12 protein-coding genes are annotated in these 12556 nt (G+C 40.4%); 2 read left to right on the plus strand and 10 right to left on the minus strand.

The genetic code is table 11. The annotated features are described in order from the left end of the window. Window positions 1-101: 101 nt before the first annotated feature. Complete coding sequence (locus NQZ71_RS00440; RefSeq protein WP_317011175.1) at window positions 102-1544, minus strand: TerD family protein; 1443 nt, start codon at window positions 1542-1544, stop codon at window positions 102-104. Between the two features lie 211 nt (window positions 1545-1755). Further along, window positions 1756-3651 carry a putative bifunctional diguanylate cyclase/phosphodiesterase gene (locus tag NQZ71_RS00445; protein WP_260055516.1) on the minus strand — a complete coding sequence of 632 codons (1896 nt, stop codon included), beginning with the start codon at window positions 3649-3651 and terminating at the stop codon, window positions 1756-1758. A 554-nt stretch (window positions 3652-4205) separates the two neighbouring features. On the opposite strand from NQZ71_RS00445, the gene NQZ71_RS00450 reads away from it, so the two are divergent. Continuing rightward, window positions 4206-5045, plus strand: a complete 840-nt coding sequence (locus NQZ71_RS00450) for a manganese catalase (RefSeq protein WP_144458424.1) — start codon at window positions 4206-4208, stop codon at window positions 5043-5045. 39 nt (window positions 5046-5084) lie between these two features. Here the strand turns inward: NQZ71_RS00450 and NQZ71_RS00455 are convergent, their stop codons facing one another. From NQZ71_RS00455 to NQZ71_RS00485, 7 genes are all read right to left on the minus strand, one after another. Continuing rightward, the gene (locus NQZ71_RS00455; RefSeq protein WP_317011176.1) at window positions 5085-5930 is read right to left on the minus strand and encodes an STAS domain-containing protein; all 846 of its coding nucleotides are present in this window, start codon (window positions 5928-5930) and stop codon (window positions 5085-5087) included. Between the two features lie 191 nt (window positions 5931-6121). Beyond that, entirely contained in the window at window positions 6122-6283 is a 162-nt protein-coding gene (locus NQZ71_RS00460; protein WP_186304187.1) for a hypothetical protein, read from the minus strand. Between the two features lie 35 nt (window positions 6284-6318). Then, window positions 6319-7338, minus strand: a complete 1020-nt coding sequence (locus NQZ71_RS00465) for a 5-oxoprolinase subunit C family protein (protein ID WP_317011177.1) — start codon at window positions 7336-7338, stop codon at window positions 6319-6321. Then, window positions 7335-8090: a 5-oxoprolinase subunit PxpB gene (gene pxpB, locus NQZ71_RS00470; protein WP_260055518.1), complete on the minus strand. Its 756-nt coding sequence runs from the start codon at window positions 8088-8090 to the stop codon at window positions 7335-7337. Before pxpB ends, NQZ71_RS00465 begins: the two co-directional genes overlap by 4 nt. A gap of 158 nt (window positions 8091-8248) precedes the next feature. Continuing rightward, window positions 8249-8896, minus strand: coding sequence for a pyroglutamyl-peptidase I (gene pcp, locus NQZ71_RS00475; RefSeq protein WP_144458420.1), 648 nt, complete (start codon window positions 8894-8896; stop codon window positions 8249-8251). Window positions 8897-8930: 34 nt separating this feature from the next. After that, window positions 8931-9893 carry a DUF979 domain-containing protein gene (locus NQZ71_RS00480; protein WP_144458419.1) on the minus strand — a complete coding sequence of 321 codons (963 nt, stop codon included), beginning with the start codon at window positions 9891-9893 and terminating at the stop codon, window positions 8931-8933. Then, entirely contained in the window at window positions 9893-10615 is a 723-nt protein-coding gene (locus tag NQZ71_RS00485) for a DUF969 domain-containing protein (RefSeq protein WP_317011178.1), read from the minus strand. The genes NQZ71_RS00480 and NQZ71_RS00485 overlap by 1 nt, the downstream gene beginning before the upstream one ends. Window positions 10616-10925: 310 nt before the next feature. Here NQZ71_RS00485 and NQZ71_RS00490 point away from each other — a divergent pair, with 310 nt between their 5' ends. Next, entirely contained in the window at window positions 10926-11687 is a 762-nt protein-coding gene (locus tag NQZ71_RS00490) for a LamB/YcsF family protein (protein ID WP_317011179.1), read from the plus strand. Window positions 11688-11730: 43 nt separating this feature from the next. Here NQZ71_RS00490 and NQZ71_RS00495 read toward each other — a convergent pair whose 3' ends face one another. Further along, window positions 11731-12489, minus strand: coding sequence for an IclR family transcriptional regulator (locus NQZ71_RS00495; RefSeq protein WP_144458417.1), 759 nt, complete (start codon window positions 12487-12489; stop codon window positions 11731-11733). Window positions 12490-12556 lie beyond the last annotated feature (67 nt).

Genomic DNA, 12556 nt, shown 5'->3' on the forward strand with positions numbered 1-12556 from the left:
ATAAAAAAGTTCCATGCAACCGAAATAGCTTATAAATGACAGAAAGGACAGCCACGACTTCTCAAATGGCCGTCCAATCATTAAATACTTTTATCTATGCCTTAGGATAAGAACTCGTTTGGATTAAGGCCAAGCTCCTGACAAATCTCTGCAACCGTTTGTTTTTCCCTTTGGTCGAAGTGCCCATCTGCATAACCGATGGAAATACAGTATCTTGCCACAAGTCTAGCAACCTCGGGCTTTGAACGAACCTTTCCTAATGCTCTGAAGGCTTCTGCTCTGCCGACTATTTGATCATATTCTATTCTTCTTACAAAATGATTGAATTGCTGCTGAACCTTGTTTATATCAAATACCCGCAGTTCCTCACTTTGATGGATAAATCCCATCATCTTCCGCTCTTCAGCAGGATCGAGCCTGCCGTCTGCCATGCTGACAAGGGCACAGGACGCAACAACTGCATCAAGAACATCAGGACTTTTAAAGCGCATGAATAGCTCCTTTGCCCGCTGTTTTTGCTGCCTGCCCCACTCTGCATAGTCTGTATTGGATGGTGACCAATTGTTTCCACAGCTATTGCAAGTGAACTTCAGCTGGTTTTTGCCGATAAATCCTCCCAGCAAACCAATTGGACCAAGTATTAAGCCGCCAATTGCCGCTTTACCCAACCCAAAGCCCTTTTCACCTGTTCTCACATTTGTGCTGCTGCATCTAGGGCAGATGATATTATCATCACCATAAGCTCCTGCTGGTGGCTGGCTATGACCGTACCCTTGCTGCTGATAACCTCCAACAGGTGCTTGTCCATAAGCTGGCGCTGGCGGCGGACTGGAGGGAGCGAAAGAGCCTGCCCCGCTAGCTGGAAATGAGCTTGAGTAGGTGTTCGTGTTATCGTAATATGGTTGATTTTGAGCAGGCGGAGCAAAGCTTTGTGGCTGGGCATTAAAGGAATTTTGTGGTGCTGGCTCATCATCGACCGTAACTCCGAAATTCCTGCACAAGGCAGCAAGCCCGCCTTGAAAGCCGCTTCCGATTGCATTAAACTTCCACTCACCGTTATGGCGATATAATTCAGCAGCAACGATTGCCGTCTCTACTGTGTACTCCCGGCCAAGATTAAAACGAATTAGCTCTGTTTGATTGCCTTCATTTACAATCCTTACATATGCATTCGAAATATGTCCAAAATTCTGCCCTTTTTCATAAGCATTATGTATGGTAATCGTGAAGGCAACTCGCTGTATGGAAGGAGGTACTCTATTCAGATCTATTCTTATTTGTTCGTCATCTTGATGACCAATGCCTGTCCTGTTGTCACCGCTGTATATGACAGAACCGCCCGCTCCATTCGGGTTATTATAAAAAATAAAATCCTGATCACTAAGAACCTTGCTGTTGCCTCCAAGCAAAAAGGCAGAAGCATCTAAATCATAATCAGCTCCCATTTGATTGATATCCCAGCCTAACCCAACCGTTACCGTGCTTAAACCAGGATGGGACTTCGTTAAGTCCACCTTCTGGCCCTTGCTAAGCATTACGCCCATTACTATTCCTCCTTATATCTAATTGCCCATTTTGTTCATAGTATTAATTTTTATTTTACATGAGTTCGCTATTATTTGGAATTTTCAAACCTGTCTATTTACGTGTCAAAATTAAAAAGGTTCCCCTTTTTCCATACCATTCGTTTAAAAAAGCCTATTTTCCTTCTTTAGCTTGCAATATAACAAACAAAAAGACTCTCTAATAAGAGCCTTAAATAGAGGACGAAATCGGCGGCCTCTTCAAGTATTCTTCCATCTCTTCTGCTGTAATCGGTTTGCTGAAATAATAGCCTTGCATTTCACTACAATGTAAATCCTGAAGCTGCTTACACTGTTCCAGTGTTTCCACACCTTCAGCGGTTACATGCATTCCAAGCTTGTTTGCCATTGAAATAATTAATGCAACAATTTCTTTATCCTTTTGTAAATCTCTTATAAAGGACTGGTCAATCTTCAACCTGTCTATTGGCATTTTTCTTAATACACTTAAAGAGGAGTAGCCTGTGCCGAAATCATCAATTGCAATTGTCAGTCCATTGCTTTTCAGCAGATTGAGCTTATCAATTGCCTCATCTAGATAATTGGTCAAAACACTTTCTGTAATCTCCAATTGAACATCACATGATTTAACTCCTGCCTCCTCTATTGCCTGAAGAGTGCTCTCCACAAAGTCGGCTTGCTGAAATAATAATGGGGAAACATTAATGCAAATTGACATTTTAATCCCTTTTTCATTCCAGCTTCTCAGCTGCCTGCTCGCTTTATTCATAACCCACTTGCTTAGTGCATTGATTGTTCCCATTTCTTCTGCAATAGGAATAAAGCGTGCAGGCGAAATCAAACCAGTCTCAGGATGCTTCCAGCGCAATAATGCCTCTACACCTAATACCTTATTAGCCACAACATCAATTTTAGGCTGATATACTAAGAAGAAATGGTTATCGATATTTTCTATCGCCTTTCTTAGCTCATGCTGGAGGTGGAGCCTTTCAACCATAAATATCCTCATACTTTTTGTGAATAGCTGTGAATTGTTCCGTCCCTTTTCCTTTGCAAAGTACATCGCGATATCGGCATTTTTCTCAAGCGTCTCCAGTTCTTCCCCATGAACAGGAAAAATGGCAATGCCAATGCTTAATGTAATATAGAATTCCTGATTTTCAATATACAACGGCTCATTGAATGTCGTTATTAAATCATTGGCAATAATTTCTGCCTCTTGTTCTGATTGAATGTCTGGAATCATAACAGTAAACTCATCTCCGCCATACCGTGAAACAAGTCCTCGTTCCGGTATACACCCGACAATTCTTTCTGCAAGTCCCTTTAGCACCTTATCCCCCATATCGTGACCAATGCTGTCATTGATTCCTTTAAAGTGATCCAAGTCGATAAATAACAATGCTAGCTTGTCCTTTTCCACACTAACGTTTGATAATGTCTCCTCAAATGATTGGGAAAGCATCCGGCGATTTGCCAGATTTGTAAGTGGATCATAGAACGCCAGTCTCTCCAACTTCCTTTGATATTTACGCTTTTCTGTATTATCTAAAACGGAACCCATAATTGCAGGTGCGTCATTATGTATGACACTTACTTTATGGGACAGAACTACAACGTCAAGCATTGTCCCATCCTTTTTCTTTAGCTGCAGTTCTGCCCTATTATTGTACAATCCTACTTCATTTCCTTCCTGCAAAGGCAAAATCAGTTCAGAAAAATGCATTTGCAGCAGTTCTTTGCTGCTGTAGCCACTAAGGTCAAGAAAGGTAGAATTAACATAAGCAAATCTTCCTTCATGCAGGATATAAATTCCCAGAAGAGATTCTTCAACCAATGTCCTAAATTTAAATTCTGCATTTAAGCGCCTTCTGTTTGATTGTTCATTTCGAATTCTCTCTCTTCTTATTAAAAGATAAAGAATAACACTCGTCACACAGATGAATATCCATCCCTTTAACATTTCATAGGATGCGAAATTACGCAAATCCCCAGTGAAATAGGTGAGAATATAAGATGAGAATAAAACCCAGCATGCAGATATAATCAAATAGATAAGCGGTATCCTCATGTCGGAGTTTTTAAATATATTAAATGGTCTTTTCATCTATACTTCTCCTTTTACTGTCTTTTTTGCGGATTTTTATTAGTATTTACCAAGACAAGAAAAGAAATTTATGAACCGAGCAAAGTTGATATTACATCGTTGTTTCTTTTTTAACAGACTTCCAAGACATATCGTCATATTGTTTTCTATCAGTAAAGAAAGTGCACTTCTGTCATCTATCTGTCTTTTTGTGTCACTTTTATTTAATCTTCGCTTCATTGTCTTTATTGTACAATTTATATGTAAAGGAGTTGTGTTACATATGCTTTTTGGATCAGTTATTTGCGCTATCCGCAAGTACCATAAATACAGCTATTATTATAGTGGCGAATGTATAACATGCGGAAAAATCCGTAAGGAATATGAAAAAGAAAAAACCGAAAATAAACCTACGGAAGAAACCTATAAAACCGATGGGCACGTAGAGTCCATTGATAAATGATGAGCCTTGATAAGGCTCGTTTTTTTTTGCCAATTATTAGCATGTTGTTTACTTTAAATCGAGCAGGGGTACTTCATAAGCGTAACTGCTAAACCAAAAGGAGGAGATATATGTGTTTCGTCATCAAAAGGAATTACAGTTTGAAGTAAAGGTAGACAAGCCAGATCCAATGCTGGCACGCCAAATCCAAGAGGTTCTTGGTGGACAATTCGGAGAAATGACTGTTATGATGCAATATCTTTTTCAAGGGTTTAATTGTCGTGGGAATGAAAAATATAAGGATATGCTGATGGATATCGGCACAGAGGAAATTGGACATGTTGAAATGCTATGTTCCCTTATAAGCCAGCTGCTAGATGGCGCATCACCAGATGATCAGGCAGAAGCAGCTAAAGATCCTACGATAGCTGCTATTATGGGCGGAGTCAATCCACAGCATTTACTAGTAAGTGGTTTGGGAGGCCTTCCGACTAACTCTAACGGAGTACCTTGGAATGGTTCTTATATCGTAGCAAGCGGAAACCTTTTGGCAGATATGCGATCAAACCTTCATGCTGAAAGCCAAGGCCGCCTGCAGGTTGCGCGACTATACCACATGACAAAAGACGAAGGTGTCAGAGCTACATTTAGAAAGATGCTAGCTCGTGACAGATATCACCAATATCAATGGCTTGCAGCGATCGAGGAGCTGGAAGCGAAAAATGGAGTCGTTGTACCAGCAAGCTTCCCGCCAGAAATGGAGAAGGAATCGCAGCCTGAAGCTTATGAATTCTGGAATCTTTCTGAAGGAACAGAGTCATCTGACGGCTTATGGGCAACTGGATCAGCACAGGATGGTTCTGGGGAATTTGTATATGTGAAGGAGCCTGTTGCAAAAGGACAAATACCTAAAAATAAGGTGCCAGCAGAATCGCTACACCATGACTTAAATACAATCGACACACTCAAATAATAAATGAACAAGCTGGCATATATATGCCAGCTTGTTCATTTATTTTATATTTTCTCTCTCTAATAGTGCAAGTGCTTGTCTCAAGCTTGCTTTTGTAACAAGATCCTTCGTATTCAAACCAAGATTCACCATTGTTTGAGCTATCTCTGGACGAACGCCGGAGAAAATGGTTGCAATGCCAAGAAGTCCTAATGCATCCATTAGCTTGAACAATTCATTTGCAACCATCGTATCAATAATAACTACGCCGGAAATATCGATAATTAAGTGATTAATACCCATATCCCTTGTTTTAACTAATGTTTCTTCCATAAGCAGCTGTGCCCTTTCTGTATCAATATCACCAATCAACGGCAGGATTGCAATATCATTTGTAATAGGCACAACCGGAACAGACAGCTCCAAAAAAGCTCTCCTTGAATTGTTGAGCGTATTCGTATAAGAATCAACATAGGAAAGGCTAAAATTATATAGAGCAAAATCTAATAACGGATCAATAATGTCCTTTACTTCAAAAACCTCATCAATAGAAAAGTCTTTTCCCTTCATTTCCTTCTTTAATACTTCCCATATGGCCCTTCTGTAAAAAGCCACATCCTTCAGTGCTTCATCTAACGGCACACCTTGTGCAGAGAGACTCGCACCAGTGTTGATTCCCCAATCTGAAAACAACGAAAGAGAACCTTCAAAATCTTGGTTTAACAGGCTTTGTCCAAATAGAGAAATAAAATGAGCACGCAGCAGAAGAAGCTCCTCTTCCACATGGCGAATCTCTTTAAGTGTTTTCAGGCTTTCTCCTTCTAATCTGCGTTTATGCACAGTCAATGCAATCTCTCGCTTTTGTTGTAATAGTACATTACCTAGATGCTTTATATTTTCTCCCATCAAACCTGCTCCCCCAATAACCGAAATTCAATAGCTTATTATTGATTATTATATCAATTTCAGCAATCATTTTACATTGTTTCAAAAATTTCCATTTTGATAAACTATTGATTAGATCGGATATTTTAACTAGAAACAGAAACTTATATCTATTTCAGTGTAAAGGTAGGTACTGAGTTATTTTGCTACCTTCATGCAGTTTCTAAAGAAAAGCCTTCATCATTAAAGTAAATGACCTCTGTAAGAATTTTGCATCCGACTATTAGCTTACAAGCCTCCCGTGCCTCTTTTTCCGTATTAAACTCAAAAAGTGCTGTCTCGTTATCCTGAGAGTAGACCGTTATTACCCACATAGAATTGATGCTCCTTTTTATTATTTTTAGTAATCTTATAGCTTTATTGCACTGCTCGCCGGTTTTAGCGCTTTTAGCTGAAGTCCTGCCTTTAGTTTCTCCAGTTGCTTTTCTTGTCTTAAATATAGCTGTTCTGCCTCTTCTAAGGAAATCTCTTTAAAGCGGATTTTTTCACCAGGCTTCTTTTGGGCAAGCAGAGGAAGGTCGACTGTTACCACTTGAGCAAATTTCGGGTAGCCTCCTGTCGTTTGCCGATCCGCAAGCAAAACAATTGGGTTTCCATCCTTCGGAACCTGAATGGTGCCATTTGTTACAGGTTCAGAAATAAGCTCCACTGGCTCTTCCATCTGCAGAGGTGCTCCCTGAAGGCGAAAACCCATTCTGTCAGAATTTGGAGTGATCTGAAATTCACCATTAAAAAAGTGCTCTTGGCTCTCATTCGTAAAAAGCTCAAATTCTCCGCCTTTAATAACGCGAATTACCTTTTCCTTCAAATTAATAAACGTTTCTGGATTAACATGCCACTTGGTAGCAGAAAATGAATCAGATAAAGAATTCCTAAGCTGTTCAAGAATTGGAGTGCTTACAAATATGCCACAGTTTATTATATCTCCTGTTTGTAATCTTCGACCTTTATAGCCGCCTATTTCTCCACGTAAATAGGTGCTTTTACTCTCCATAACTTCGTCCACCGCAAAACCGCCAGCAACAGCCAAATAAGTTCTGCAGCCTGTTAGAGAAGATTGGAAACGAAGCTGGCTCCCCTTCTTAACAAATACAGGGCGCCATAATGGCAAAGTCTTTTCATCAATAGCTACTAGCATATCTCCTCCCGTAACAGCAATAAGCAAGTCCTGTTCTGCAATAAAGGAAGCTCCGACTAATGTCATCTCCAAAACCGCTTCTTTTTCCTGATTGCCAACAAGCAGATTTGCAATCCGCAGAGAAATGGAATCCATTGCCCCGCTGACAATAACACCATATTTTTGATAGCCATATCTTCCCAAATCTTGAATACTTGTAAGTTGACCTGGGCGCTCCACTCGTAAACTCATACTAACGACTCCTTATACCCGTTATATTCTTCAATCGAAATCGGCTTGAATCTGACAATATCACCTGATTGGAGAAGGCTTGGAGGATTTCTATCCGGATAAAAGAGATCGACAGGCGTACGTCCAATAATTTGCCAGCCTCCTGGAGTCGAAATTGGATATACCCCTGTTTGCATGCCGGCAATGCCGACAGATCCTGCTGGTATTGATAATCTTGGTGATGTGTGACGAGGTGTTGCAATCTGTTCTGACATTCCTCCCAAATAAGGAAAACCAGGTGCAAAACCAATCATAAAAACGAGATATTCCGCTTTTGAATGGATTTCAATTACTTCCGCCGGTGACAGATAATGGTAATCCGCCACTGCCTGCAAGTCGGGACCAAGCTCCCCGTCATAGCATACTGGGATTTCAACTACCCTTTGTTCACTGGCTTGTGGTGCTTGTAATTTCTCTAGCCTTTTCTCTATGATAGAATGGACGATTTTATATGGTGACAGCTTTTCATTGCTTCCCTCGCCTTTGTACATTTGGTAAACAGTTAATGGGTGATAAAAGACAGTTACACTTGTAAAGGCGGGAACATACTCAACAAAACCACAAAAAGGATCTTTATCAAGCTGATCCGAAAACGCTTTTACCTTTAAGTGCACCTCTGGACTAATGTCCGTACCGAATTGGACAATTATCGCTGAATCTCCAAGCGGCTTTATGTTTATGTGTCTTAAACTACCAATGATATTTTGTCCCATCTAATCCCCCTACCATCTAAACTTCTTATTTCAGAATATCAGTTACATCTATTATACTTGTCAGAATTTTTCAGAAAAACTTATACCTAAAAGAAAATGACATGAGCATTAAACACTCATGCCACTCTATTAATCATTACACATAAAGTTAGTATAGCTTAATGTGTCTGGCCGCCTACTTCCTTTATGTCTTTTTCATTGGCAATCGCTGTTTCAACAGCTGTTTGCAGGCCTTTAACAATCGTTTCAAGCGCCATGCTCGGCTGATTAGGATGTACTGCTGCCTGACTTGGGAGAAATGGGATATGAATAAATCCTCCCCTAATCTTGTTTCCTGCTTGCGCGAGCAAGTGCATCAAACCATAGAAAATATGGTTACATACAAAGGTGCCGGCAGTTTGAGAAACAGAAGCAGGCACGCCATTTTCCCGCATTGCTTTAACAATCGCTTTAATAGGCAGGGTTGACCAGTAAGCTGCCGGACCACCCTCAACAACAGCTGTGTCGATTGGCTGCTGACCTTTATTATCAGCAATCCTTGCGTCATTGACATTAATGGCAATTCGCTCAATCGTTACATCTGGACGGCCGCCCGCTTGGCCAACACAAATGATAAGCGCTGGTTCGAGCTCCTTCACGTATTCTTTTAATCTTGTAATTGAGTCATTAAACACTGTTGGAAGTTCCTTTGATACGATTACATAATCACCAACATGTACCCCATTGAGCTTCTTCACAGATTCCAACGCTGGATTTGTTTCTTCTCCTCCAAACGGATCAAAGCCTGTCAGTAAAATCTTCTGCACAGCATAATACCTCCCCATTTTAGCTAGTCTTAAATTAAAAGTGATACACTAGAAAATACATTAACAGCATATTAATTATAAATACAGGAATAGCAATTGGGACTTGCGCCTTTATTACTGCGTTTTTGTCCTTTAAATTCAATAGCATCGTTGGAACGATGTTAAAGTTTGCTGCCATTGGTGTCATTAACGTTCCACAATAACCAGCAAACATGCCGAGTGCTGCCATAATTGCAGGGTTACCTCCATGAAGTTGAACAATAAGAGGCAGACCAATCCCTCCCGTTATAACAGCAAACGCAGCAAATGCATTACCCATAATCATTGTGAACAACAGCATCCCAATACAATAGGCTGCTACTGCTACAAAGGCATAATTTGTTGGCAATAGATCCCCTACAATACCTGATACTACATCTCCAACTCCAGCCTTTGAGAAAATGCCTCCAAGTGCCGCAAGCATCTGTGGCAGGATAACAGCCCAGCCAACGGCTTGTAATAGACGGCTGCCTTCATTTATAGGAACAACTGCCTTTGCTCTCGTAATACGCTGTGCTGCTACAAAAGCAATAATCGTAGCAAGACCAAGAGCTATCAATGTAACATTCTCAGGATTTACAAGCTGTACAGAACCAAATTTAATTTTCCCAAGTGTAAGTGTGCCAACAATCGTTAACAATGGAATCAGGATAGCAGGAATGAAAATTTTATTTTTCAGCCTCACCGCATGTCCTTCCCTTTCAACAGGATCTGGTTCCTCTTCCTTGGACTTTGTTACCTTTCCAATAGAAGCAACTATTACCATAATCAAAACAAGATAGCCAACGTAAAGAGGCGGAATCTGCTTGCCAAACAAGAAGGTTATCGCAAAAATGCCCCAGAAAATAGCAGAGCCAACACGAGTTGGATGAGTTTTATCAACTGCTACACGAATAGCAACAAAGGCTACTATAATGCCTAATAAGTAATAAAGCGTATCAAGTGTTATTAAATGCATTACAGAACCCCCTCTTCTTTATCATTCTTTTTTGGTAAGCTGCTTGAATTCCCGCTTCCACCAGCTTCTCTAGCAATCCGTTTATCTAGACGGTTAAAACGGAACCAGCTGACAATTAAAGCAGTTATTGCAGTAGGAATTCCCCAAAGCGCCATATCCCAGACACCTACATGAATGCCAACCGAATCAAAGAAGCCCTTCATAAGCAAGATCGCACCTGTCGCGATAAAGATATCCTCACCGAAAAACCAACCTGTGTTTTCGGCAGCAGCAGAATGTGCCTTAATATCATTTTTTGTTTTCTCCGGCAGCTCCCCGTAACGTGCCGCAGCTGCTCCTTCAGCCATTGGGGCAACAAGAGGACGAACTGTTTGTGCATGTCCTCCAATGTTAAGACCAATTGCTGCAGAGCCTTCCCTGATGAATAAATATGTCAACAGCACACGTCCTGTTGTTGCATTTTTCGCCTTTTTGATTAAAGATTCTGCCCGCTCCTTTAATCCGTAGCGCTCTAAAATTCCGATGACCGGCAATGTAAGAATTATTGGTAAGGACATATAACGGTTATCAATAAAAAACAGTCCAAATAACGTTATGATTTCATTAAAAGAATATCCAGCCACAAGGCCAGTTGTGATGCCTGCTACCGTAACAACAAGCAAAGTATTAAAGCGAAATGCAAAGCCAAGTGCTACAACAAGAATTCCGATTAGCTTTATCATCTATATTAACTCCCTTCTATGTATCCACTGTTTTAGTAAAATTAAATTTCTCATCTCTGACAGTTCCGTTATTCGGAATGTTAGTTCTGAATTATTAGATTTATCTGTTATATTATACTAGTAAGAATAAAAATACAATATAATTTATTATTTCAAACTAATGTTATCTACTAAAGAGTCGTTGACTCTGTTAAAAAGAATAATTTTAATTTTATAAAATTTATATGATATGCATAAATACTGTTTTATGCTACGATATTTGAAACAAGAGTTCCTTAATTCGGAATGCTAATAGTTAGGTGGGGATTTTTTGTATAAAATTGATTTGAACTGTGATTTAGGAGAAAGTTTTGGAGCGTATTCGCTAGGAATGGATGAAGATATTCTGCGCTTCGTTACATCTGCAAACATTGCCTGTGGCTTTCATGCAGGTGACCCATCCGTAATGCAGAAAACCGTTAAGCTGGCACTTAAAAATAATGTTCAGATTGGGGCACATCCAGGTCTTCCTGATTTAGTAGGATTCGGGCGTAGAAATATGAACATTACGCCACAGGAAGCACATGATATGGTCATTTATCAAATTGGTGCATTAGCTGGCTTTGTCAAATCAGAGGGCACCAGAATGCAGCACGTCAAACCACATGGTGCCTTGTACAATATGGCAGCTAAGGACAGCAAACTTGCAATCGCAATTGCAGAAGCTGTCTACAAAGTAGATTCTGAGTTGATTTTATTTGGGCTTGCAGGCAGCGAGTTAGTTCGTGCTGGAGAAAAAATCGGCTTACAAACAGCAAATGAAGTTTTTTCTGATCGTACTTATCAAGCTGACGGCACATTAACACCAAGAACAGAGCCAGATGCTCTTATACATGACAAAAAACAAGCAGTTGGACAAGTAGTTCGCATGATAAAGGAAGGACAGGTTCTTTCAAGACAACATGTAGACGTACCTGTAAAAGCTAACACTGTCTGCATACACGGCGATGGAGCGGCAGCACTTGCTTTCGCACAGCAAATTAAAGAAACTCTTGAATTGTCAGGAATTGAAATTGCAGCTTTCCGCTCTTAAGACATACAAAAAGGACATGGATTATTACTCCGTGTCCTTTCTTTTATTTTATGAATCCTAATTTTTGCGATACCTCTAGCGCTGCTGCCTTAACTTTTTCAGCAAGTGATTCAAGCTTGTCCTCTCGATAATTAACATCAAGGCCAGCAATGCTGATACCGGCAACAATTTCCCCTTTAAAGTTAAAGACCGGAGCAGCCAGCGCCGCCGTATAATCCTCCAGCTCTGAATAGCTGACAGAATAACCATTCTCTCGAGATTCTACTATCGCTTGACGCAGCTTTCCTTTATCAACAATTGTCCCAGACGCTACCTGCTTTAATTCTGTTTCATCAATATACCGCTCCCGCTCCATGTAAGGCAGAAATGCAAGAATGACTCGCGAACAGGCTCCCGCATAAAGAGGTGTCCTTCTCCCTATTGCCGTATACAGCCTTACAGGTTGTTTCGTATCGAGCTTTTCAATATAGATAGCCTCACTTCCATCCCGAACTATCAAATTAACAGCCTCGCCAACCTCCTGATGAAGCCGATGCATTACAGGCAAGGCCACCTGCCTAATATCAAGTCGCTCTGCCACCAAATGACCGAACTGTAAAAACAAAAGACCAAGCGAATACTTGCTATCTTCCTCATTCTTAGCCAGCAGCCCCATTTCCTCAAGTGACAATACCATTCGGTGCACAGATGTCTTTGGAATCCCTGAAAACTGCACTATTTCATTAAAACTCAGCTTTGAATGATGAAGAAAAAGATTAAGAATATCCATCGACTTTACAACCGTTTTATTTTTGCTTTGCAAGTACACCCCTCCTTCTTTACTTTCCATTTCCGTTTTGATACATGCCATTATTATACCTTAATGGCAT

Origin of the sequence: Niallia taxi, from assembly GCF_032818155.1 — a bacterium.
GTDB lineage: Bacteria > Bacillota > Bacilli > Bacillales > Cytobacillaceae > Niallia > Niallia taxi_A.